Origin of the sequence: Streptomyces sp. NPDC013157 (assembly GCF_042899865.1) — a bacterium.
In the GTDB taxonomy this organism is placed as follows: domain Bacteria; phylum Actinomycetota; class Actinomycetes; order Streptomycetales; family Streptomycetaceae; genus Streptomyces.
This window is the reverse complement of record NZ_JBIBAK010000005.1, coordinates 246,843-269,271: the sequence shown is the minus strand read 5'-3', so window position 1 is coordinate 269,271 and position 22,429 is coordinate 246,843. Positions and strand designations below refer to the sequence as shown.

The window sequence follows — 22,429 nt, the reverse complement described above, 5'->3', positions numbered from 1 at the left end:
GCGCCAGGCGGTCACTGACGTGGCCGGCGTCCTGGGCGCCACCACCTCGGCGAGCGGTTCCGTCACCCTCCAGCTGGCCGACCTGCACGGCGACATCGCGGTGACCCTGGCCACGGCCACCACCACCGCGACCGCCTACTCCTACGACGAGTACGGCAACACCACCAACACCTCGCGCTACGGCTGGCTCGGCACCGCCCAGTGGGCCAGTGACACCCCCACCGGTGTCACGCTGATGGGCCAGCGCCTCTACAGCCCGGAGATCGGCCGCTTCCTCCAGACGGACCCCATCCAAAACGGCAGCGCCACCGCACACGATTACTGCAACGGTGACCCGGTCAACTGCACCGACATCAATACGTCTCTTCGAGTGTACGAGGGGATCCAGCATCAGCAGAGTTGGTCTCAGGTCCTCCTCAAGATCGCGATAGGAGCGATATTGGTACTGGTGGCCCCCGTGATAGTCCTCCTCGTGATCCGAGCACGGAATCGGAAGAAGAATTCAAGCCCTGCACTTGATGACGATGGCATAGAGACGTCGCTTCTTGACGATGATCGGCATCACGGTCCGCCGCCTGATTCGAAAATCCCCCGTCCCGTGTCCGTAGCCGCTGGTCAGGCAGCTCCTTCTGCTTGGAGGGTCACTTGGTAGCCGAGTTGGTCAGCACGGACGTACCTTCCCCGGCCGGTGCTGCGAACACCGGTCTTGCTCGGTGACCTATCGATCAATCACCCGGGAAGGTACGTCCTTCCCGGACTGATCCGCAGGTTCTGAGCATTGCTCACCCGCTGACTGTGAAGCATCCTGATCTGATTGGTCTTCCCGCTCGAGCGCGGTTCTCCTGCCTGACCCCCGCGGTGTCTGCGGGCGAACGAGGCGCACGTGTCACCGCTCTATCTCACGCCGAGGCCCCGTTTTAAAAGTTCGTTGAACTCCCGTGTGTACAGGTCGACAACAGCTACCGTGTCGACGTGCAGTTGCTGAACCATCCCGTGCGTCTGAGGATCGAGAAACGGGGTGAACCGCGCCTGGTGTGCCGGAATTCGCTCATCCAGATAGTGGGCTTTTCTTCGCATTTCATGCGGAAATTGAAAGAGTCTCTGTGGGCTGAGGCACATAGGTGCCCATGGAGGTGGAATGTTCGGTAGTTCCGGCATGAGGGGACGCCATGGCACTTCTGGGGTGGCACCCGACAGGGCCGGTTGCAGGCGGAAACCGGCTGCCACGTAGGGGTTGCAAAAGTTCGTCAGGCCAGCCTGGTACGAGTTTATTTGGCTCAGAAGTGCGGCGTTGAAGGTGGCATCTCCGGTGAGTTTGCTAGCTAACGCCACAGCCGCGGCTCCGACGACCGCACCCCCCAAACCGACCAGCGCAACAGGGATTCCTGAGTCAGCCACCCGCCCCCCTACGGTCATCGCTTGGAACTGATTGTGCACATGCCACAGCTGTGGGGGAAGAGCGACGAATGAGGGCAGACCTTGGAGTGTTGCTCGTGGACATCGAGACCTACCTGATCATCCGCGGCGGCCCCGTTCGTAGGGTGACGGTACCGATGGCTATTTCGAGGGCGTGCACGCCGCAGATGCCCGTCGTCCCTGCGGGTCAGACACGCAGGGACGACCGCCCGGCTTGGCTCGTTTGGCACTGCGGCCGTGAAGGGCCGGCGTGCCGTTCCGGTCTGATGTGCCGCGTCGGTTGAGGCATGGGCGTGAGAGGGCGGCGGCGCGTCCTGCGTGCCGCCGCCCCTGTCCCGCGTCCGGCCTGGTCAGTTGCTGAAGTAGAAGTAGTTCCAGGTGCCGTATGTGGTGGTGTTGACGTTGTCGCCCGAGGACGGGTCGATGTAGGAGGTGCGCACCCGGGCGCGTATGCCCGAGGTCCCGGGGTGTCCGAGGTTGACGACGGACTTGCCGTTGGTGCCGAGGGAGAAGTACTCCGAGTCCGTGGTGTACCACTTGCCGCCTGAGTAGACCTGGAGGTCCAGGCGCTCCTTGCGGCCCTTGTGGTAGGTCATCGTGGTGGTCAGGACGGCGTCGGTGTTCTTGTGGTAGAAGCGGTACCGGGTCGAGCCGATCGTGCCGGTGCGGTAGTACTTGGACAGTGAGCTGGCGGTTTTCACGTGTGCGTAGGCGGTGGACTTGACGGTGCGGCCGGCGTAACGGGCGTCGCCCTTGAAGACGGCGGTCACGGCGGTGTCGCGGGACATGGTGACGGTGGCGGAGAGGTTGCCGTGTGCGTCGGTCTTGCCGGTCTTGAGGAGCTTGTTCGGCTTGTCGCTGCCGTAGGGGTCGGCCCAGATCTCCACCGTGCGGTTGCTGTAGGTGGTGCCGAGGTGTGCGGTGAAGACGACGTTCTTGCCGTAGGCGTAGGTCTTCTTGTTGTTGGTGAGCGTCAGGGCGGGCGTGGCGCGGGGGACGGTGACGGTGTCCGAGGCGGATGCCGGGGTGTGCGCGGCGTCGCCGGCGTAGGTCACCGTGTAGCGCACCTTGCCGCCGGCGGGCGGCGCGTCGGTGAAGGAGAAGGTGCCGTTCGCGCCCAGCGGCCTGGTGCCGAGCGACTTGCCCGAGGGGGACAGCAGGTCGGTGCGCGTGACGTTCAGTGGTGTCCCGGCGGGCACCTGCAGACCGGCCGTGAGGGTGCCCTTGACGGTGAGCGCCTTGCCGCGCGTGCCGGTGGCCGGGGCGTCGACGGTCAGCTTCGTCACGTACTTGCGCGGTTCGGTGACGGTCTGCAACTGTCTGAAGTCCGTCGTTCCGGTCAGCACGAACAGCTTCGTGCCGTCCGCCGACCAGGCCGTCGAGTGCCCGCCCCACGGCATCCACGAGTCCGACAGGTTGCGGACGCTGGCCGGGGCGTCGGCGCCGCCGGGGAAGACGTAGGTGTCACCGGTGTTCTCGGTGTCGAGCGAGGTCGCCGCGACCGTGCCGTCCGGGGCGACGCTGACGGTCTCCGACTCGCTGTTGACCGGGTACTCGTGCACCTCCTGGAGGTCGGAGAGCCGGTATTCGACGACCGCCCGGTGCCCCTGCCCGACCACGAGGACCGATTGGCCGTCCGGCGTGAGCGCGGCGTCCCGGTAGAAGCCGCCCTCGTTCGCGGTGACGCGGATGACCGGAGTGCCCGACGACACGTCGTAGACGACGATCGGCCCGGTGCTGATGCCGCCGTCCAGGGCGACCAGGGTGTCCGGGTTCGCCGGGTCGGCGTAGAGCATCGGCGTGCTGGCGAAGTCGTGGGCGCCCGCGAGGTCGAGGGTGACGGTGGCCGGGTCGGCGGTCAGGTCGACCTCGCCGAGTCCGGAGTCCCACTGGTCGCCGTAGCCGAACCAGATCCGGCCCTCGGTGAGGGCGATCCGGCGCGGCGCCGTGCCGGCGCCGGTCGGGTACTCGGCGGTCTGTGCGAGCGTCGCGGTGTCGAACGCGACGATCTTGTCCGCTCCGGTGACCGCGGCGTACAGGGTGCTGCCGTCCGGGCTCAGCTGGAGGTCGGACACCTGGGGCAGGCCGGAGAGCTTGCTGAGCACCTTACCGTCGTAGCCGACGACGGAGATCGTGTCGTCGCCGCTGATGTAGAGGTGCTGGTGGGCGCCGTCGACGACGGTGTCGTTCACGGTGCCGACGCTGATCGGCACGCTGGTGTCGGCGGCCGCCGGGCCGGCCGTCGCCAGCACCGCGGAACTGAAGAGGGCTGCCGTCGCGACGGCAGCCGGAAGTGTGCGGATACGCACGGTAATTGAAACCCCCCAACGACGTGCGGCCGCTGTGTGCGGCCGCTACCGGCCCTGCAGCCGGTGAGCGAAGGTTAGGCCACAGCTCCGACACCCCACCCAGCACCCTCGGTTCTGCGCTTGACAGACCGGTGCGACGGCTCACTTCGTTCAGCCTGGCTCTCGCTTGGACGTCAGATGTCCCCGCTGGTCAAAGCTCTAACTCGTCGACGCGCCTGGTCAATCGGGGGCGGCATCTACTGAGGATCCCCAGCGCGTCGACGTGAGACATCGCACTCATAGGGTGCGGTGGTCCGCCCATGCCAGCGGTGAAGTCGACCGTCATCGGAGACGTACTACCTCGTGCACCCGAGGTGACGCCTCCCGTGACATCGGCCGATCAAGGGTTGCTTCCTGCAAGATGGCGTTGGAGGTCGAGGTGGCGGAACTGGTACACCGCTCCTGCCTGCCGTAGTACACCTCGCTGCTCATGTGCGTCTTCTAGGAATTTCATGAACCGCCAGGGCACACATCCTCGTGCGGCCAGGTGGATCCGCGCTTCCAGGTACTCCATCCACACCGACCGTGCGAGGCCCAGCATGAATCCGACAGGGAGGCCCAGAGCCAGCCCGAACGGGAGCACGATCGCAAGTGAGACCAGAACCCCCTCCGCCGTGAACCCCCACCAGAGAGCAAGACGTCGTCTCATTTGGAGTGCTGGGTATTCTGCACCGTGTGGTGATGGTCGAGCGCATGGTGCCGGACGAACTGTGGGACCTGTTTCAGCGAGTGGTCCCACCCGCTCCTTCAAGGCCGCAGGGCGGCGGCCGACGCCGGTACGGGGATCGTGAGGTGCTGGCCGCGATCATTTTCGTGGCTACGACGGGCTGCACCTGGCGGCAGCTGCCGCTGGTCTTCGGCCCGTCGGGGCCGACCGCGCACCGGCGCTTCACCGAGTGGACCGCCGCCCGGGTCTGGGCGAAGCTGCACCGCCTCATCCTCGACGAGCTGGGCTCGCGCGGAGATCTGGACTGGTCGCGCTGCGCCATCGACTCGGTGAACATGCGGGCCCTGAACGGGGGGACCTGACAGGTCCGAATCCTGTAGACCGGGGCAAGAAAGGCTCGAAGATCCACTTGATCACCGAGCGGACCGGTTCACCCCTCTCGATCGGGATCTCCGGCGCGAACCTGCACGACAGCCAGGCACTCGAGCCGCTCGTGCGCGGCATCCCGCCGATCCGATCCCGCCGCGGCCCGCGCCGACGACGGCCCGCCAAGCTGCACGCCGACAAGGGCTACGACTACGACCACCTGCGCCGATGGCTGCGCAAGCGCGGCATCCGGCACCGCATCGCCCGCAAGGGCATCGAGTCCTCCACCCGGCTGGGCCGGCACCGCTGGACGATCGAGCGCACGATGTCCTGGCTGGGCGGCTGCCGCCGTGTGCACCGCCGCTACGAACGCAAGGCCGAACATTTCCTGGCCTTCACCGCCATCGCCTGCAGCCTCATCTGCTACCGCAGACTCGCCAAATGAGACGTCCTCTAAGGCCCGCTAAAACCAGCGGTGGTGTCCGGAACCGACCTCCCATCGGTGCCAGCGAAGCCTCCAGGATTGCCGTCCTGGGGGCTTTCGTGCGCTCTGGCAGCGGTCAGAGGCAGGCGTCCCCATCGCGGCTCGACCCGAGACGACCGGAGGCCTGTCAGAGTCGCCACCCTGGATCCGTACCGGGCAACGCCGGTCGCTCAAGGGGCAGTTCGGGAGGCTGATGCCTCTGACTGCCTCTGAGCGACCCGGGTCGAACCGGGGTCGAATCAGAGTGTTTTCCTCTGACTGCCTTCGATCGCCTCTGCAACCCGACCTAGCAGGTCGCAGCCGATTCAGCCTCAGTAAGCCCAGGTCAGAGGGGTGCGTCGGTAGTACCGGCAGTCCCAGGAAGAAGGGTCTGCTGGCTGACCCATCGGCTGGGGCGCAGGGTGGAGACATGACGACAACACTGATCACCGGAGCCAACAAGGGCATCGGGTACGAAACCGCCCGCCAGCTCATCGCCGCAGGTCACACCGTGTACGTGGGAGCCCGGGACGCCGGGCGCGGACGCCGGGCCGCTGGGGAGCTGGGCGCCCGGTTCGTCCTGCTCGACGTCACCGACGACGCCTCCGTGGAGGCCGCGGCCAAGACCGTGGCGGCCGACGGCGGACTCGACGTCCTGATCAACAACGCCGGGATCGAGAGCAGGACCCCGGACAACAGCGTGCCCACGGCCGAGACCGTCACCGCCGACCAGATGCGCAACACCTTCGAGACCAACGTCTTCGGTGTCGTCCGCGTCCTGCACGCCTTCCTGCCCCTGCTGCAGCGTTCGGCCGCGCCGGTCGTGGTCAACGTCAGCAGCGGCCTGGCCTCGCTGACGGCCCTCTCCGACCCCGACCACCCCGCCCACTTCTACCCGGGCATCGCGTACCCGACCTCCAAGACGGCGGTCAACATGCTCACCGTGCAGTTCGCGAAGGCGTTCCCGGCCATGCGGATCAACTCCGTCGAGCCCGGCTTCACCAAGACGGACCTGAACGGCAACACGGGCACGCAGACCGTAGAGCAGGGCGCCGAGATCATCGTGCGGATGGCACAGATCGCCCCGGACGGACCGACCGGCGGCTACTTCGACGTCAACGGACGGCTGCCCTGGTGAGTCGCGGCCGACGGGGGTCTGCGCCCCGGTGAGTCGCGGCCGACGGGGGTCTGTGCCCCGGTGAGTCGCGGCCGACCAAGGCCTGTGTCCCGGTGAGTCACAGCTGAACCAGCCGGGGCGCGGTGCCCTTCGCCCGCACCAGCGCCCCGGCCTCGCGCGTCAGCTCCCGCGTGCTGCCGAGGAGTCCGTCCAGGACGAGCGCCCGGCGGACGTGCCGGTGCAGCGGGTGCTCGGCGGTGAACCCGATCCCGCCGAGCACCTGCTGGCAGTGCCGGGCCGCGGTCAGCGCCGCCTGCCCGGCCGCCGCCTTGGCGAGCAGCGACCCCAGGTCGTCCCCGGCCGCCGCGAGGGCGGCCTCGGCACCCTCCAGGGCGACCAGGGTCTCCGCGAGCCGGTGCCGCACCGCCTGGAAGGCGGCGAGCGGACGGCCGAACTGGACCCGGTCCAGCGCATGCGTCCGGGCAAGCCCCAGCATGGCGTGGCCGCTGCCGAGCAGCCACCAGCCGACCGCCCGCCGGCCCGCCGCGAGCGGTACGGACGCCCTGGTGGAGTCCGGCCGCAGCAGCAGGTCCGTGGCCGCCTCCGGGCCGTCGGCCGGCACCGGTCGCAGCGGCAGGTCCTCGTCCAGTGTCCGGCCCGTGGCCGCCGCACCCCGCTCCCACACCACCCACGAGCCGCCGGTGTACGGCAGTCGCGCGGTGCCGCCGCCCGGCCGCCCGGCGGCCGTGAGCACCACGTCGTTCAGCACCGGGGCGTGCGCACCCGTCTCGCCCAGCAGCCGGAACACCGTCGGTAGGGCCACCTCCGGGAACTCGGCCAGCAGTTCGGCCCAGCCGAGCCCGGCCAGAGCGGCGTCGAGGGCGGCGCCGGAGGCCGTGCTCGTCATCGTCTTGCGCAGGGTCTGCGCGAGCAGCTCCACCTCGGCGTTGTCCACGGTCACTCCCTCCCCAGGTCCAGGAGCCGGCGGGCGATGATGTTGCGCTGGATCTCGGCGGTGCCGCCGTAGATGGTGGCCGCCTTCGCGTAGAGGTACTCCGACCGCCAGGGCGTCCCGGTCAGCTCCACAACCCCCGGCAGCAAGTCCCGAACCGTCTCCAGGAGTTGCTGCTCGGCGGTGGCCAGCAGCACCTTGTCGACCGAGGTCTCCGGGCCGAGCCGGACCCCGTCCGCGAGCCGGCGCTGCGTCGCGTGGGAGCGGCAGCGGACGGTGTGCAGGGCGAGGTAGGCGGCGCCGAGGGCCGCGTCGTCCGGGACCTCGGTCTCGGCGAGCAGGCGGTCGAGACGGGTGTAGAGGTGCGCGATGCGGTGCCAGAAGCAGGTGGAGCGCTCGTGCGGGAGCAGGTCCATCGCCAGGCGCCAGCCGTCGCCGGGGCGGCCCAGCATCCGGTCGGCGGGCACGGTCACGTCGTCGAAGAAGACCTCGGCGAACTCGTCCACGCCGTGCATCGTGCACAGCGGCCGCACGGTGATGCCGGGGGTGTCCATGTCGACGAAGAACGCGGTGATGCCCTCGTGGCCGGGGGCGGTGCGGGTGAGCAGGACACAGCGGGCCGCGTACTGGGCGAGGCTCGTCCACACCTTCTGGCCGTTCACCACCCAGGTGCCGTCGTCCCGCGGCGCCGCCCGGGTGGTGAGGGAGGCCAGGTCGCTGCCCGAACCCGGCTCGGAGAAGCCCTGGCACCACTGCTCCCGGCCGCTCAGCAGCAACGGGACCATGTCCGCAGCCAGTTCGGGACGGGCGTACGAGACGAGGGTCGGGGTCAGGACCTCGACCATCGAGTAGATGCCGGGCTCCGCGAGTCCCCGGGTCGCCACCTCCTCGCCGAGCACCGCCCGGAGCACCGCGGGCCCGCCGAGGCCGCCCACCTCCGGCGGCCAGCCGTACCGCATCCAGCCCGCGTCGAACAGGGCCCGGCGCACCCGCGCCAGCTGGGCGACCTGGGCGTCGAAGGAGTGGTCGGGGCCGGGGGAGAGGTCGTTGTCGTCCAGCCAGGCCCGCAGGGCCGTGCGGAAGTCCGCCGCCGTGGTGAAGGCGCTCATCCGGCCGGGCGCTGATACGCGTGCGGGCGTCCCGAGTCGTGTGCGCCGCTGCGGCGGATGAAGGTCATCGACCGGGTGCGCAGCCGCCAGCCCTCGGCGGTGCGCAGGTAGGTGTCGTCGTAGTAGCCGATGCGCAGGTCGTGGGTGGCGTGGTCGACGAAGCACAGTGGCTGGGTGCCCCTCGCCGTGTCGCCCGACAGTTCCACGGCGGGCGTACCGGTGAGGAACAGCCCCTTGGGGGCGGCCGCGACCAGCGCCGGGAACTCCGCGAGGGGGTACGTGTCGCCGAACGCGCTGTAAGTGCCGTCCGGTGTGAAGACCGCGAGCAGTCCGTCGATGTCGCCGCGGGTGATGGTCACCGCGTAACGGGCGAGGAGCTGCTGGATCTCCACGAGATCTTCGGTGGCGTCGGCGGTGGTGTGGTCAGTGGTCACGGGCCCGCCTCCTTTCCGCACGCTCGCGCGCGTCGTGTTCGGGACGGATGCCGAAGGCGTTGAAGGCCATCGCCATGAGGGCGTAGGTCCCCACGGTGAACACCAGGTCCATCAGCTGGCGTTCGTCGAGGTGCTCGGCGAGGGCGGCCCAGGTGCGGTCCGAGACGTCGGAGCCCTCTTCCAGCTCGTCCACGGCGTCAAGAACCGCGCTCTCCAGCGGGTCGGCCGCCTTGCCCTGTCCTGCCGCCTCGACCTCGGCCTCGGTCAGGCCGGCCTGCTGGGCGGCGTAGAAGTGGTGCGTCCACTCGTACGCGCAGTCGCGGCGCCTGGCGATCCGCAGGATGACCAGTTCACGCAGCCGGGCCGGCAGGGTCGAGCCGACCAGGAGGTAGGTGCTGTACGGGAGGAAGGCTGCGGTGAGGTCCGGGTGCCGTACGAGAGTGGACATCGCGCTGCCCGCCGCCGCGGCGTTGCGCATGCTGCGGGGAAGCAGGGCGGAGAGCACCTCGCGGGTGCGGTCGTCCCACTGGTCGTCCGGCAGCGGAGGCAGACGAGGCGGCATGCGGGCTCCCTCGGGCACAGGATCTGTGAAGTCGCGATCTTGAATTGCGAGAATGCTGTTCTCAATTCTGAGTTTCAGATTTCCACCTGGTGTGGCCCCGCGTCAACCGTCAGGCGCGCAGCTTGCCGAAGTCCCAGCTGGCGATCCGCTCCGGGCGCAGCCGCAGCCAGCCGTGCCGGCCGTCGTACCGGAAGGTTCCGCCGCCCATGTACTTGTCCGCGAAGAGGCGCTCCGGATCTGTGAGTTCGGCCACCTGGCCGCCCTTGCGGGGGGTCTCGCCGACGACCTCGGCCCGGCCCAGCAGCTCGACCCCGCGCAGTCGCAGGAAGTCGAAACCGCCGTCGTCGACCAGCACGCTGAGCCGTGGGTCGCGGCCGAGGTCGGTCCAGCGCTGGCTGTGCGTCAGCGAGTTGAGCCAGAGTGCCGTTCCGTCCCAGACGAACCAGAGGGCGCCGTTGTGCGGATGGCCGCCCGGGCCGACGGTCGCCACCCGGCAGACGGGCTGGGTGCGGAGAAAGGTGTCCCGCTCCCCTTCGTTCATGGCGATCGCGGTTCCCCTGCGCTGACCGGGCATGATTCCTCCCACTCTCGCGTGAATGCCTAATTCTCCTGCGCGACAGGTTGCTTCTCATCTAGCGAGAAGCTACTTTCCACCGCAGGCAGGGCCGTGGCAACAGGACCTGTGACACCCAGAAGAGATGGGGAGCCGTGAGTCTTTTCCATGAGGACCGGCTGTTGATCGACGGAGATCTCGTACTCGCGGGACGCAGCTTCGAGACCGTCGATCCGTCCACCGGGAAGGTGCTGGGGACGGCATCCGACGCGGACTCCGGCCATGTCGATGCGGCCGTCGCCGCCGCCCGCCGGGCGTTCGACACGACCGGCTGGATGCGCGACCGCGACCTGCGGCTGCGCTGCCTCCGCCAGCTCCACGCCGCGCTCCACGCGCACCGCGAGGAGCTGCGCGACCTGACCATCGCCGAGGTGGGCGCCCCCCGCGCCCTCACCCACGGACCCCAGCTCGACGAACCGATCGAGATGGTCAGGTACTACGCGGACCTGCTGGAGCGTTACGAGTTCTGCGAAGAGCTCGGCACCGTGGAGAGCCGGGGACGGCGGCACCGCCGCTGGGTGGAGAAGGAGGCCGCCGGAGTCGTCGCGGCCATCCTGCCGTACAACTTCCCCAACCAGCTGGCCCTCGCCAAGCTCGCCCCCGCACTCGCCGCCGGCTGCACCGTCGTGCTCAAGGGCGCCCCCGACACCCCGTGGACGACCCTCGCGCTCGGCCGGCTCATCGCCGAGGAGACCGACATCCCCGCGGGTGTCGTCAACGTCCTCACCTCGTCCGGCCCCGAAGCCGGCGAACTGCTCACCACGCACCCCGGCATCGACATGATCACCTTCACCGGCTCCACCCCGGTCGGCAAGGCCATCATGTCCGCCGCCTCCGCCACCCTGAAACGGGTGTTCCTGGAGCTCGGCGGCAAGTCCGCGATGATCGTGCTCGACGACGCCGACCTCGCGAACGCCGCGATGTTCGCGGCCTTCAGTATCTGCTCGCACGCCGGCCAGGGCTGCGCACTCACCTCACGCCTGCTCGTCCCGCGCGAGCGGCACGACGAGATCGTCTCCCTGGTCGCCGCCATGCTCGGCAAGGTCCGCTACGGCGACCCGGCCGACCCGGCCACCCACATGGGCCCCCTGATCAGCGAGAAGCAGCGCACCAAGGTGCACGGCATGGTCGAGCGGGCCGTCGCCGCCGGCGCCCGCCTGGTGACCGGCGGCCGCCCCGCCGACCGCGAGGGCTTCTTCTACGAGCCCACGCTGCTCGCCGACGTCGACCCGGCCGCGGAGATAGCCCAGGAGGAGGTCTTCGGACCGGTGCTCGCGGTCATCGCCTACGACGACGAGGACGACGCCGTCCGGATCGCCAACGGCACGGTGTTCGGCCTGTCCGGCGCGGTGCTCGGCGCCGACGACGAGCGGGCCACCGCCGTGGCCCGGCGGATCCGCAGCGGCACGTTCAGCATCAACGGCGGCAACTACTTCGCCGCCGACGCCCCGTTCGGGGGGTTCAAGCAGTCCGGCATCGGCCGGGAAATGGGTGTTGCGGGGCTGGAGGAGTTCCTCGAGCTCAAGACCTTCGCCGTGCCGGCCGGTTGACCGTCGGCGCTCAGCAGTTCGGGGACACCACCGAGGAGGAACCCCGTGAGAGTCCATGCACTTCCCGCCGTGCTGGCGGTGACCGCACTGCTGGCCGTCGCCGGATGCGGCGGCCACAGCGGCTCCGGCGACACGAGCGACGGCGGCGCGACCCCGACGAAGGCCGCAGAGCAGGCCGCGTCCGGAGACTTCGGAGACCTGAAGAAGGTCTGCGGACCGGGCACCGCCAAGAGCGCGCCCGCCCAGGGCGTCACCGCCGACTCGATCGACATCGGCGTCTTCTCCGACGTCGGCTTCACCAAGAACTCCGAATTCGCCGACACCGCCAAGGTGTTCACCTCCTGGTGCAACGCGGCCGGCGGCATCAACGGCCGCAGGCTCGTGGCCACCACCCGCGACACCAAACTGACGCAGGTCCGCCAGCAGATGCTGGACGCCTGCAAGCAGGACTTCGCCCTGGTCGGCGGCGGCGCGGCGCTGGACGCCCTCGGGGTGCAGGACCGGCTGAACTGCCTGCTGCCCGACTTCCCGGCACAGGTCAGCCAGATCCAGAACAACGGGTCCGGCCTCCAGCTGAACGAGACCGGTGGCGCCTCCTACGCTCGCTACGAGGGGTACTACTCCTGGGTGCTGAAGCAGGGCTACCCGGCGTCGGCCGCACATGTCGGGACGATCGGCGGCGACTCTCCGGTGACGAAGGTCATCAACGCCGAGTCCCAGGAGACGCTGCAGGCCTCCGGAGCGAAGATCGTCTACAAGGACCTCTACCCGGCGGGCGGCGTCTCGGACTGGACGCCCTACGCCCAGTCGATCAAGAGCAAGGGCGTCAAGGGCCTGGTCTTCAACGGCGACTTCGCGAGCCTGGCCAAGCTGGAGCAGGTCCTGACCGGAATGAACTACAGGCTCGACTGGATCGACGCCAACAACAACGCCTACGGACCGGCGTTCCTCCAGCTCGCGGGCAAGTCCCTCGCCGTCCAGAACAACCTGGCCGATCTCGGCGGTGTCCACCCGCTGGAGAAGGCGGCCGACAACCCCGCCACCGGGCAGCTGGTCGCCCTGTTCAAGAAGTACGACCCGAACGCGCAGATCACGATGCCGGGCATCCGCGGCTTCGCCGCCTGGCTGCTGTTCGCCAAGGCGGCCTCCTCCTGCGGCGACGACCTCACCCGCAAGTGCGTCTACGAGGCCGCGGCCAAGGAGAACGCCTGGACGGGCGGCGGACTGCTGGCCCCCGTCGACCTGTCCCAGCAGGACGCCCCGCTGAAGTGCTTCAACGTCGAGCAGGCCACCCCCAAGGGCTGGCAGCCCGCCGCCTTCGAGCCCGACAACGGCGCCTACCGCTGCGACACGCCCCCGTACAAGCTGAAGGGCAGCTACGGCAAGCCCCTCACCCTCGCCGACGTAGGCAAGAGCATGAGCGATGTGAAGTAGATGGAGCAGTTCCTGACCTTCGGGATCGTCGGACTGAGCACCGCGGCCGTCTACGCGGTCATCGGCAGCGGCCTGGTGCTCACCTACGTCACCACCGGCGTGTTCAACTTCGCGCACGGCGCGGCGGGCATGCTGGCGGCGTTCTGCTACTGGCAGTTGACCGTCGGCTGGGGCTGGCCGGTCCCGGTGGCCCTGGCGGTGGTGCTGCTCGTGCTCGCGCCCGCGTTCGGTCTCGCCGTCGAGCGGGTCCTGATGCGGCCCGTGCAACGGCTCGGCGAGGCCGAACGGCTGGTGATGACGGTGGCGCTGCTCAGCGGCGCCATCGCCGCCGCCCGCTGGATCTGGGACCCCGACGTGCCCCGGCCGCTGTCGGTGTTCTTCGCCGACAAGCAGCCCTTCCACCTCGGCCCTGCCACCCTCACCTGGCACCAGGCGATCACCATGGCCGTCGCGGTGGCGGTCGCCGCCGGCCTCTGGTTCCTGCTCAACCGCACCCGTACCGGCGCCGAGATGCGCGCCACCGTCGACGACCGCGCCCTGGTGCGGCTCACCGGAGCCGACCCGGTCCGGGCGAGCCGCGTCGCCTGGATCCTCGGCACCCAACTCGCCACGATCGGCGGCATACTGATCGCCCCCACCGTCGCCCTGGACGCCTCCCAGCTCTCCCTCCTGATCGTCAGCGCCTACACCGCGGCCGTCTTCGGCCGCCTGCGCAGCCTGCCGCTCACCTTCGCCGGCGCGGTCGTCGTCGGCTGCATGGAGAGCTACCTCGCCGGCTACCTCCCGCAGAACCCCTACCTGCCCGGCCTGCGCCTGGCGGCCCCGGCCCTGCTCCTCTTCCTCGCGCTGCTCCTGTTCCGCCACCCGGGCCTGCGCCACCGCGACCGGCGGCTGGTCCAGGTCCCGGCACCCGGCCTGCGCGGCACCGCCGTCTTCGCCGCCGCGACGGTCGTGGCCGGGGTGGTACTGGCCACCGTCCTCGACGAGGCCGACCTCGTCAGCTACGGGCCGGTCTTCTCCCTCGGCATCGTCGCCCTGTCGTACGTCCCGCTCGCCGGGTACGCCGGGCAGATCTCCCTGTGCCAGCTGAGCATGGCCGGTATCGGCGCCGTCGTGTGGGGACACCTCGGCGCGCACGGCGAACTCTGGGCGCTGGCCGCCGCGATCGCCGCGTCCGGCGCGGCCGGGGCGCTGATCGCGGTGCCCGCGCTGCGGTTCTCCGGCGTCTACCTGGCGCTCGGCACGGCCGCGGTCACGGTGGTCCTGGACCGGTGGATCTTCACCCTGCCGGCCTTCCACCTGTTCGGCCTGCGCATCTCGCTGTTCGACCAGGGCTCGGTGGACATGAGCGGCCCCGACCTGTTCGGCCTGCACCTCGACTCCGCCGCCGACCTGACCGTCCTCGCCGCCGTCTGCCTCGGCCTCGCCTCCCTCTCCGTCGCCCGGCTGCGGCGCAGCGGCTTCGGGCGGCGCCTGATCGCGCTGCGGGACAGCGAGGCCGCGTACGCGACGCTCGGCGGCAACCTGCTGGTGACCAAGGTGGCCGTGTTCGCGCTGTCATCGGGCATCGCCGGACTCGGCGGCGCCCTCTACGGCATGCAGCAACGCGCCGTCACCGCCGAGCAGTTCAACCTCGTCGCCGGACTGCCGATCTTCCTCGTCGCCGTCATCGGCGGCCTCGGCGCGGTCGGCGACGGCCTGTTCGCCGGCACCGCCTACCTCGGCCCGAACGCCCTGACCGGTGTGGCCTCCTGGACGCAGAACATCGTCACCGTCCTGCCCGCCCTCGCCGGGATGGGGCTCGGGCACAGCCCCGAGGGGATCGTGGCCAGGTTCCGCCGCCAGTGGGAACCCCTCGGCCGGGACCTCGCCGCCCTGCCCGTGCTGCTCGGCGCCCTGGCCCTGGGCTGGGTGCTGCGGCTGACCGGCGCGATCGGCGGCCGGACGTTCCTGATCGGAGCGCTGGCCGCCGGGTTCGCGCTGCGCGCCTGGGCCGCCGCCCGCCAGGCCCCGGAGGCCGAGGCGGACGTACCGGTCGAGTGGTGGGGCGTTCGACGGCCCTGGCGGCCCGAGGACGGGGAGGTGCTGACCCGTGCCACTGCTGGACGTTAGCGGCGTCACCGTCACCTTCGGCGGCAACCGCGCGCTGGACGGGGTCGGCATGAGCGCCGACCGGGGCCGGATCACCGGCCTCATCGGGCCCAACGGGGCCGGCAAGAGCACCCTGTTCGACGTGGTGTCCGGGCTGCGCCGGCCCGCGGCGGGCTGGGTCGCCCTCGGCGGCCGGGACGTCACCCGTCTCGGCCCCGCCCGGCGCTGCCGGCACGGACTGGCCCGCACCTTCCAACGCCTCGAACTCTTCGGCCGGCTGAGCGTCCGCGACAACCTCCTCGTCGCCGCGGAACTCGGCCCCGACCGGCGGCGGGCGGCCCCGGTGGCCGACGGCCTCCTCGACCGGCTCGGCCTGACCGGCATCGCCGACACCCCCGCCGACAACCTCCCCACCGGCGTCGCCCGCCTCGTCGAGGTCGGCCGCGCCCTGGCCGTACGGCCCGCACTCCTGCTCCTCGACGAACCCGCGGCCGGACAGGACGGCGAGGAGACCGAACGGTTCGCCGCCCTGCTGCGCTCGCTCGCCGCCGAAGGCACCGCGGTCGTCCTCGTCGAACACGACATGGGGCTGGTCATGGGCGTCTGCGACGAGGTGTACGTGCTCGACCTCGGCAAGGTCATCGCCGCGGGACCGCCCGAGGTGATCCGCAACGACGAGACGGTGCTCGCCGCCTACCTGGGGGACGTGTGAACGCTCTGCTCGAACTGCGCGCCGTCCGCGCCGCCCACGAGGGCATCACCGTCCTGCACGGCGTCGACCTGAGCGTCGGCGCCGGGCAGGTCGTCGCGCTGCTCGGCCCGAACGGCGCCGGCAAGACGACCACGCTCCACGTCGCCGCCGGACTCCACCCGCCGCGGTCGGGGCAACTCCTGCTCGGCGGACGGGACATGACCGGTGTGGACCCGCGTGACCTGGCCCGGGCCGGGGTCTGTCTCATCCCCGAGGGACGCGGTGTCTTCCCCAACCTCTCGGTGCGCGACAACCTCCTGATGATGACCTTCACCGGCCGCACCCGCCAGGAGATCGAGGAGGTCGCCTACGCCCGCTTCCCGGTCCTCGGCAAACGACCGGGCCAGGCGGCGGGGACGCTCTCCGGCGGCGAGCAGCAGATGCTCGCCCTCGCCCGCGGCCTGGCCACCGACCCGGCCGTGCTGCTCCTCGACGAACTGTCCATGGGACTCGCCCCGTTGGTCGTCTCCCGGCTCTACGAACAGGTCGCCGAGATCGCCCGGCAGGGCGTCGCGGTCCTGGTCGTCGAGCAGTTCGCGGCCGCCGTCCTCGGCATCGCCGACCACGCCGCCGTCCTCGTGCGCGGCCGCATCGAACGCCAGGGCCGCCCCGACGGCGGGCTGCGCGACGAACTGTCCGCCCTCTATCTGGGGAGTTCCGCATGACATCCACCGAGCCGGCTCCAGACTCCCGTGCGGACCGGTTCGTCCGCGAACTCGCCGACCTCCGGATCCCCGACCCGGCCGCCACCCGCGCCGGCCTCTGGCTGCGCCTGGGTGCCGCCCTGATGACCGTCGGCCTGGTCCTCGCGGTCTCCGCGTACGTCGTCTCGCACAACACCCAGAACCCGCTCGACCAGAACGACGCCCTCGCCCTCGGCCTCGGCGGCATCGCGGCGACGGTCGTCGGCGCGGCCCTGTTCCTGCGCTACTCGCTCACCGGCTTCCTGAGGTTCTGGATGGCCCGCCAGTCCTACGACCTCGCCGTGCTCGCCGACCGCCTGTCGGAAAGGGACCTGAACCATGACCTCACCAGCACCGACGCCGCGCCCCGGTGACCAGCTCGCCAGCACGGTGTGCGGCACCCGGGTCGTCGTGGTCCGCGCCCCGGCGGACCGGCAACCGGCCCTGACCTGCGGCGGCGCCCCCATGACGGCCGCCGCCGACGCCCCGCCCGCCCCGCCCGCGGACGGCGCCCCGGTCACCCTCCTCGGCAAGCGCTACGTCGACGCCGACGGCACCCTCGAACTGCTCTGCACCAGCCCCGGAACCGGCGAACTCGCCTGCGACGGCGTCCCCATGACCCTCAAGGCCGCCAAACCCCTTCCCGCCTCCGACTGAACGCGCCTCCAGCGAAAGGGACCGCGCATGAACAAGGACGACCTGATCCTCATCAGCGTCGACGACCACGTCATCGAGCCGCCCGACATCTTCGTGAACCACCTGCCGAAGCGGTATCTCGACGACGCGCCCAAGCTGATCCACCGCGAGGACGGCAGCGACGTGTGGCAGTTCCGCGACAACACCGTCGGCAACGCCGCGCTCAACGCGGTCGCTGGCCGCCCCAAGGAGGAGTACGGCCTCGACCCGCAGGGCATGGACGAGATCAGGCCCGGCTGCTACGACGTCCACGAACGCGTCAAGGACATGAACGCGGGCGGCGTGCTCGCCCAGATGAACTTCCCGTCCTTTCCCGGCTTCTCGGCCCGCATGTTCGCCACCGAGGACTCCGACTTCTCGCTCGCGCTGGTGCGGGCGTACAACGACTGGCACATCGACGAGTGGTGCGGCTCCTACCCCGGCCGCTTCATCCCGATGGCCCTGCCCGCGATCTGGGACGCCGAGGTGTGCGCCGCCGAACTGCGCCGGGTCGCGGCCAAGGGCTGCCACTCCATGACCTTCCCCGAGAACCCGGCAGCGCTCGGCTACCCGAGCTTCCACGACCCGTACTGGAACCCGGTGTGGCAGGCCGCCTGCGACACCGGCACCGTCCTGTCGGTGCACATCGGCTCCTCCGGCCGCCTGGCCATCCCGGCCGTCGACTCCCCGCCGGACGTGATGATCACCCTCCAGCCGATCAACCTCGTCCAGGCCGCCGCCGACCTGCTCTGGTCGCGCACCCTCAAGGACTTCCCCGCGCTGAAGATCGCCCTCTCGGAGGGCGGCACCGGCTGGATCCCCTACTTCCTGGAGCGCGTCGACCGCACCTTCGAGATGCATGCCGCCTGGACCCTCCAGGACTTCGGCGGCAAGCTGCCCTCCGAGGTCTTCCGCGAGCACTTCCTGACCTGCTTCATCACCGACAAGCTCGGCGTCAAGCTGCGCCACGACATCGGCATCGACAACATCTGCTGGGAGGGCGACTACCCGCACAGCGACTCCCTGTGGCCCGACGCCCCCGAGCAGCTGCACGGCGTCCTCACCGAGTGCGGGGTCCCGGACGCGGACACCGTGAAGATCACCCACGAGAACGCCATGCGCTGGTACTCCTTCGACCCCTTCGCGCACATTCCGCGCGAGCAGGCCACGGTCGGCGCCCTGCGCCGGGCCGCCGACGGGCACGACGTCAGCATCCGGCCCCGCAGCCGCCAGCTCAAGGAACCGGTCGACAAGCTGGAGGCCTTCCGGCAGCGGGCCCGCGCGGCCGTAGCGGCGGCGAGCAAGTAGTGGCACAGGACAACGAGCTGTTCGACCTGACGGGACGCTCGGCGCTGGTCACGGGAGCCGCGGGCGGCATCGGCGCCGCCGTCGCCCACGCGCTCGCCCGGGCCGGCGCAGCCGTCCTCGTCACCGACGTCGACGCGGCCGCCGCGGCGGCCGTCGCCGGGAAGATCACGGCGGCGGGCGGCACCGCCGACAGCACCGGACTCGACGTACGGGACCGGAGGGCCGCGGAGGCCGCCGTGGACCGGGCCGCCGCCCTCGCCGGCGGGACCCTGCACATCCTGGTGAACAACGCCGGCGTGACCGCGCCCGCGATGTTCCCCGACCTCGACGAGAACGCGTTCCGCCGGATGCTCGACATCCACGTCCTCGGCACCTTCACCTGCTCCCAGGCCGCCCTTCCGTTCCTGCCGACGGACGGCACCGGACGCATCGTCAACGTCACCTCGTCGGCCGGGCTCGTCGGCACCCTCGGCCAGGTCGACTACTCGGCGGCCAAGGCCGCGATCATCGGCATGACCAAGTCGATGGCCCGGGAGCTGGCCCGGAGACAGATCAAGGTCAACGCCCTGGCGCCGCTGGCCGCCACCCCCATGACCGAGACCATCCGCACCCATGAGAAGTTCGCCGCCACCATGCTCGCCCGCATCCCGCTCGGCCGCTGGGCCGAGCCCGAGGAGGTCGCCGGGGCCTTCGTCTTCCTCGCCTCGGACGCGGCCTCCTTCGTCACCGGCCAGGTCCTGCCGGTCGACGGCGGCCTGGTGATCTGATGACACCGGGACCTCTTTCCGGGGTGACGGTGGTGGCCCTGGAACAGGCCGTCTCGGCGCCCCTGTGCACCCGGGTCCTGTGCGACCTCGGGGCCCGCGTGATCAAGGTGGAGAACCCGGACGGCGGCGACTCCGCCCGCCACATCGACGACGTGGTGAACGGCCTGGCCGCCCACTTCGTGTGGACCAACCGCGGCAAGGAGTCCGTCGCCCTCGACCTCAAGTCCGAGGCGGGGATGGCGATCCTGCACCGGCTGCTGGACCGCGCCGACGTCCTGGTCTCCAACCTCGCCCCGGGCACCACGGCCAAACTCGGCATCGCCCCCGACGACCTCGCGACCAGCCACCCCGACCTGATCGCGGTGGAGATCGACGGTTACGGTCCCGGCGGCCCGCTCTCCCACAAACGGGCCTACGACCTTCTCGTCCAGGCCGAGTCCGGGGTCTGCGCCATCACCGGCCATCCCGGCGCCCCGGCGAAACCGGGCCCGCCCATCGCGGACGCGAGCACCGGCCTCTACACCGCGCTGTCCATCGTGGCGCTGCTGTACGCCGGTGAGCGGCGGGGGGAGCGCGGCGGCGCCGTCGCGGTGAGCCTGTTCGACACCATGACCGAGCTGATGGGCTACCCGCTGACCTACACCCGGCACTCGGGCGAGGAGCAGCAGCCGATCGGCATGAGCTCGCCCGCCGTCGCCCCGTACGGCGCCTACCGCACCGCCGACGGGCACACGGTGGTCCTCGGCACCATCAACGACCGCGAATGGCAGCGTCTGGCACGGGAGTTGCTGGAACGCCCGGACCTGGCCGACGACGAACGCTTCCGGACCAACCCCGACCGCGTCCGGCACCGAAGCCTGCTCGACGCGGAGATCGGCGCCTGGTGCGCCCGGCACGACCTCGCCCACGTCCAGCGGCGCGCCGACGAGACCGGCATCGGCAACTCCCGCTACAACACCCCGGCCGACGTCCTCGCCCACCCGCACCTCGCGGCCCGCGACCGCTGGCGCACCACCGACACCCCCGCCGGACCGGTACCGGCCCTCCTGCCCCCGCCGGTGATCGCCGGGTACGAGCCCCCGATGGGCGCCGTACCGGCCCTCGGCGAGCACACCCGGAAGGTGCTGGCCGAACTGGGCATCACCGCAGCCGAACCGGGGGACGCCACGTGACCGGTGACCCCGTACTGCTGTCCGGCGACAGCGGCGGCGTACGGACGCTGACCCTCAACCGCCCGCACCGCAGGAACGCCGTCGACCGCGAACTGTGGGCGGCACTGCGCCGGGCCCTCACCGAGGCCACCCACGACCGGACGGTACGGGCGCTGGTGCTCACCGGCGCCGGCGGGGCGTTCTGCTCCGGCGCCGACCTCACCAGCGGCGCCGCGGACCTCCGGCACCCGCTCGACAAGGTCCGCGACCTCAACGAAGTCGCCGTCCTGCTGCACGAGTTGCCCATTCCCACGGTGGCCAAGGTGGACGGGGTGGCCGTCGGCGCGGGCTGGAACCTCGCGCTCGGCTGCGACCTGGTGGTGGCCACACCGGAAAGCCGGTTCTCGCAGATCTTCACGCGCCGCGGGCTCTCCCCGGACTGCGGCGGCACCTGGCTGCTGCCCAGGCTCGCCGGCCTCCAGCAGGCCAGGAGACTCGCCCTGCTGGCCGAGACGATCGACGCCGAGGAGGCCCGGTCGCTGAACCTCGTCACCTGGGTGGCGCTCGCCGAGGAGATCGACAGGTTCGTCGCCGACCTCGTCGACCGCCTGGCGGCCGGACCGCCGGTCGCCCTCGCGCAGACCAAGGCACTGCTCAACGAGAGCACAGGCCGCACCCTGCGCGAGGCGCTCGCCGCCGAGGCCCGCGCGCAGGCGGTCAACTTCGCCTCGCCGGACGTGACGGAGGCCTACGCCGCGTTCGCCGGGAAACGCGAGCCGCGCTTCACCGGCCGCTGGTTCCGACAGCCCCCTACGGAGGACCCGTCATGCGCGAAGCAGTGATCGTCGAGGCCGTCCGCACACCGGTGGGCAGACGCGACGGCGGCCTGTCCGGCGTGCACGCGGCCGACCTCTCCGCCGTGGTCCTGACCGCCCTCGCCGAGCGCACCGGCCTCGACCCGGCGCTCGTCGACGACGTCGTGTGGGGCTGCGTCTCCCAGGTCGGCGACCAGTCCAGCAACATCGGCCGGTACGCCGTCCTCGCCGCGGGCTGGCCCGAGACCGTTCCCGGGACCACCGTGAACCGGGCCTGCGGATCGAGCCAGCAGGCCCTCGACTTCGCCGCGCAGGCCGTCATGTCCGGCCAGCAGGACGTCGTCGTGGCCGGCGGCGTCGAGGTCATGAGCCGGGTGCCGCTCGGCTCGGCCCGCGCCACCGGGACGCCGTACGGCCCCCAGGTCCTCGCCCGCTACCACGACTTCTCCTTCCACCAGGGCATCTCCGCGGAGAAGATCGCACTGAAGTGGGGCTTCACCCGCACGCGGCTGGACGAGTACGCGGCGCTGTCCCACGAGCGCGCCGCCGCGGCCCAGGACAGCGGCGCCTTCGAGGCACAGACCGTGCCGGCGGCGGGGGTGAGCGCCGACGAGGGGATACGGCGCGGCACCAGCGTGGCGAAGCTCGCGGGGCTGAAGCCGGCCTTCCGCGACGACGGGGTGATCCACGCCGGCAACGCCTCCCAGATCTCCGACGGCGCCGCGGCCCTCCTGGTCACCACACCGCAGCGGGCCCGGGAGCTGGGGCTGACCCCGCTCGTGCGCTACCGCGCGGGCGCGGTGGTCGGCGCCGACCCGGTCCTCATGCTGACCGGCCCGATCCCGGCCACGGAGAAGGTGCTCGCCAAGGCGGGCGTCGGCCTCGCCGAAGTGGGCGTCTTCGAGGTCAACGAGGCCTTCGCGCCCATCCCGCTCGCCTGGCTCGCCGAGACCGGCGCCGACCCGGCCCTGCTCAACCCGCTCGGCGGCGCCATCGCGCTCGGGCATCCGCTGGGCGCGTCCGGCGCCGTCCTGATGACCCGGATGGTCCACCACATGCGCGACCACGGGATCCGGTACGGACTGCAGGCCATGTGCGAGGGCGGCGGCACGGCCAACGCCACCCTCGTCGAACTCACGTCCTGACGAAGGGGTTTC

General features: G+C 70.8%; 21 protein-coding genes. 15 read left to right on the top strand and 6 right to left on the bottom strand.

Going from position 1 to position 22,429, the window contains the following annotated elements; genetic code table 11:
• Window positions 1-19 precede the first annotated feature (19 nt).
• Window positions 20-652, top strand: coding sequence for an RHS repeat-associated core domain-containing protein (locus tag ACFY6U_RS17620; RefSeq protein ID WP_390039092.1), 633 nt, complete (start codon window positions 20-22; stop codon window positions 650-652).
• Between the two features lie 1,114 nt (window positions 653-1,766).
• On the opposite strand, the gene ACFY6U_RS17615 is transcribed toward ACFY6U_RS17620, so the two are convergent.
• Window positions 1,767-3,725 carry an Ig-like domain repeat protein gene (locus ACFY6U_RS17615; RefSeq protein WP_390039090.1) on the bottom strand — a complete coding sequence of 653 codons (1,959 nt, stop codon included), beginning with the start codon at window positions 3,723-3,725 and terminating at the stop codon, window positions 1,767-1,769.
• Between the two features lie 720 nt (window positions 3,726-4,445).
• Between ACFY6U_RS17615 and ACFY6U_RS17610 the strand changes: the two genes are divergently transcribed.
• Both ACFY6U_RS17610 and ACFY6U_RS17605 read left to right on the top strand, forming a co-directional pair.
• Window positions 4,446-5,242, top strand: a protein-coding gene (locus tag ACFY6U_RS17610; RefSeq protein ID WP_390039088.1) for an IS5 family transposase whose coding sequence is annotated in 2 segments (ribosomal slippage) — window positions 4,446-4,778 and window positions 4,781-5,242 — 795 coding nt in all. Because the reading frame shifts where the segments join, the coding sequence is not laid out codon by codon here.
• Window positions 5,243-5,690: 448 nt separating this feature from the next.
• Window positions 5,691-6,398: an SDR family NAD(P)-dependent oxidoreductase gene (locus ACFY6U_RS17605; protein ID WP_390039086.1), complete on the top strand. Its 708-nt coding sequence runs from the start codon at window positions 5,691-5,693 to the stop codon at window positions 6,396-6,398.
• A 97-nt stretch (window positions 6,399-6,495) separates the two neighbouring features.
• Here the strand turns inward: ACFY6U_RS17605 and ACFY6U_RS17600 are convergent, their stop codons facing one another.
• The 5 genes from ACFY6U_RS17600 to ACFY6U_RS17580 all read right to left on the bottom strand — a co-directional run bounded on the left by ACFY6U_RS17600 (window position 6,496) and on the right by ACFY6U_RS17580 (window position 10,008).
• A complete protein-coding gene (locus ACFY6U_RS17600) occupies window positions 6,496-7,332 on the bottom strand; it encodes an acyl-CoA dehydrogenase family protein (RefSeq protein WP_390039085.1) in 837 nt (278 codons plus the stop codon).
• 2 nt (window positions 7,333-7,334) lie between these two features.
• Window positions 7,335-8,438: an acyl-CoA dehydrogenase family protein gene (locus ACFY6U_RS17595; RefSeq protein ID WP_390039084.1), complete on the bottom strand. Its 1,104-nt coding sequence runs from the start codon at window positions 8,436-8,438 to the stop codon at window positions 7,335-7,337.
• Window positions 8,435-8,872 (bottom strand): nuclear transport factor 2 family protein, encoded by a 438-nt coding sequence (locus ACFY6U_RS17590; protein ID WP_390039083.1) that lies wholly within the window; start codon window positions 8,870-8,872, stop codon window positions 8,435-8,437. The genes ACFY6U_RS17595 and ACFY6U_RS17590 overlap by 4 nt, the downstream gene beginning before the upstream one ends.
• Window positions 8,862-9,434 carry a carboxymuconolactone decarboxylase family protein gene (locus ACFY6U_RS17585; RefSeq protein WP_390039082.1) on the bottom strand — a complete coding sequence of 191 codons (573 nt, stop codon included), beginning with the start codon at window positions 9,432-9,434 and terminating at the stop codon, window positions 8,862-8,864. Before ACFY6U_RS17585 ends, ACFY6U_RS17590 begins: the two co-directional genes overlap by 11 nt.
• 109 nt (window positions 9,435-9,543) lie before the next feature.
• Entirely contained in the window at window positions 9,544-10,008 is a 465-nt protein-coding gene (locus ACFY6U_RS17580) for a pyridoxamine 5'-phosphate oxidase family protein (RefSeq protein ID WP_390039081.1), read from the bottom strand.
• Window positions 10,009-10,142: 134 nt separating this feature from the next.
• Here ACFY6U_RS17580 and ACFY6U_RS17575 point away from each other — a divergent pair, with 134 nt between their 5' ends.
• From ACFY6U_RS17575 to ACFY6U_RS17520, 12 genes are read left to right on the top strand one after another with little or no spacing between them, the layout of a single operon-like run.
• Window positions 10,143-11,597, top strand: coding sequence for an aldehyde dehydrogenase family protein (locus ACFY6U_RS17575; RefSeq protein WP_390039080.1), 1,455 nt, complete (start codon window positions 10,143-10,145; stop codon window positions 11,595-11,597).
• Window positions 11,598-11,642: 45 nt separating this feature from the next.
• On the top strand, window positions 11,643-13,031 hold the full coding sequence (locus ACFY6U_RS17570; protein ID WP_390039079.1) for an ABC transporter substrate-binding protein: 1,389 nt from the start codon (window positions 11,643-11,645) through the stop codon (window positions 13,029-13,031).
• Window positions 13,032-15,143 (top strand): ABC transporter permease, encoded by a 2,112-nt coding sequence (locus ACFY6U_RS17565; protein ID WP_390039078.1) that lies wholly within the window; start codon window positions 13,032-13,034, stop codon window positions 15,141-15,143.
• Entirely contained in the window at window positions 15,124-15,834 is a 711-nt protein-coding gene (locus ACFY6U_RS17560; protein ID WP_390039076.1) for an ABC transporter ATP-binding protein, read from the top strand. The genes ACFY6U_RS17565 and ACFY6U_RS17560 overlap by 20 nt, the downstream gene beginning before the upstream one ends.
• Window positions 15,831-16,538 carry an ABC transporter ATP-binding protein gene (locus ACFY6U_RS17555; protein WP_351496030.1) on the top strand — a complete coding sequence of 236 codons (708 nt, stop codon included), beginning with the start codon at window positions 15,831-15,833 and terminating at the stop codon, window positions 16,536-16,538. The genes ACFY6U_RS17560 and ACFY6U_RS17555 overlap by 4 nt, the downstream gene beginning before the upstream one ends.
• The gene (locus ACFY6U_RS17550) at window positions 16,535-16,930 is read left to right on the top strand and encodes a hypothetical protein (RefSeq protein ID WP_390039074.1); all 396 of its coding nucleotides are present in this window, start codon (window positions 16,535-16,537) and stop codon (window positions 16,928-16,930) included. Before ACFY6U_RS17555 ends, ACFY6U_RS17550 begins: the two co-directional genes overlap by 4 nt.
• Window positions 16,896-17,213, top strand: coding sequence for a hypothetical protein (locus ACFY6U_RS17545; RefSeq protein ID WP_390039072.1), 318 nt, complete (start codon window positions 16,896-16,898; stop codon window positions 17,211-17,213). Before ACFY6U_RS17550 ends, ACFY6U_RS17545 begins: the two co-directional genes overlap by 35 nt.
• Window positions 17,214-17,240: 27 nt before the next feature.
• Complete coding sequence (locus ACFY6U_RS17540; protein ID WP_390039070.1) at window positions 17,241-18,539, top strand: amidohydrolase family protein; 1,299 nt, start codon at window positions 17,241-17,243, stop codon at window positions 18,537-18,539.
• Complete coding sequence (locus ACFY6U_RS17535; protein ID WP_390039068.1) at window positions 18,539-19,306, top strand: SDR family NAD(P)-dependent oxidoreductase; 768 nt, start codon at window positions 18,539-18,541, stop codon at window positions 19,304-19,306. Before ACFY6U_RS17540 ends, ACFY6U_RS17535 begins: the two co-directional genes overlap by 1 nt.
• The gene (locus ACFY6U_RS17530) at window positions 19,306-20,478 is read left to right on the top strand and encodes a CaiB/BaiF CoA transferase family protein (protein ID WP_390039066.1); all 1,173 of its coding nucleotides are present in this window, start codon (window positions 19,306-19,308) and stop codon (window positions 20,476-20,478) included. Before ACFY6U_RS17535 ends, ACFY6U_RS17530 begins: the two co-directional genes overlap by 1 nt.
• Entirely contained in the window at window positions 20,475-21,299 is an 825-nt protein-coding gene (locus ACFY6U_RS17525) for an enoyl-CoA hydratase/isomerase family protein (RefSeq protein WP_390039064.1), read from the top strand. Before ACFY6U_RS17530 ends, ACFY6U_RS17525 begins: the two co-directional genes overlap by 4 nt.
• Complete coding sequence (locus ACFY6U_RS17520; RefSeq protein WP_390039062.1) at window positions 21,284-22,417, top strand: thiolase family protein; 1,134 nt, start codon at window positions 21,284-21,286, stop codon at window positions 22,415-22,417. The genes ACFY6U_RS17525 and ACFY6U_RS17520 overlap by 16 nt, the downstream gene beginning before the upstream one ends.
• Window positions 22,418-22,429 lie beyond the last annotated feature (12 nt).

Bases quoted from the DNA above. Each gene is read 5' to 3' on its own strand.
- ACFY6U_RS17550 (WP_390039074.1), top strand. From the start codon at position 16,535: ATGACATCCACCGAGCCGGCTCCAGACTCCCGTGCGGACCGGTTCGTC.
- ACFY6U_RS17605 (WP_390039086.1), top strand. From the start codon at position 5,691: ATGACGACAACACTGATCACCGGAGCCAACAAGGGCATCGGGTACGAA.
- ACFY6U_RS17565 (WP_390039078.1), top strand. From the start codon at position 13,032: ATGGAGCAGTTCCTGACCTTCGGGATCGTCGGACTGAGCACCGCGGCC.
- ACFY6U_RS17595 (WP_390039084.1), bottom strand. From the start codon at position 8,438: ATGAGCGCCTTCACCACGGCGGCGGACTTCCGCACGGCCCTGCGGGCC.
- ACFY6U_RS17530 (WP_390039066.1), top strand. From the start codon at position 19,306: ATGACACCGGGACCTCTTTCCGGGGTGACGGTGGTGGCCCTGGAACAG.
- ACFY6U_RS17520 (WP_390039062.1), top strand. From the start codon at position 21,284: ATGCGCGAAGCAGTGATCGTCGAGGCCGTCCGCACACCGGTGGGCAGA.
- ACFY6U_RS17545 (WP_390039072.1), top strand. From the start codon at position 16,896: ATGACCTCACCAGCACCGACGCCGCGCCCCGGTGACCAGCTCGCCAGC.
- ACFY6U_RS17585 (WP_390039082.1), bottom strand. From the start codon at position 9,434: ATGCCGCCTCGTCTGCCTCCGCTGCCGGACGACCAGTGGGACGACCGC.
- ACFY6U_RS17540 (WP_390039070.1), top strand. From the start codon at position 17,241: ATGAACAAGGACGACCTGATCCTCATCAGCGTCGACGACCACGTCATC.
- ACFY6U_RS17580 (WP_390039081.1), bottom strand. From the start codon at position 10,008: ATGCCCGGTCAGCGCAGGGGAACCGCGATCGCCATGAACGAAGGGGAG.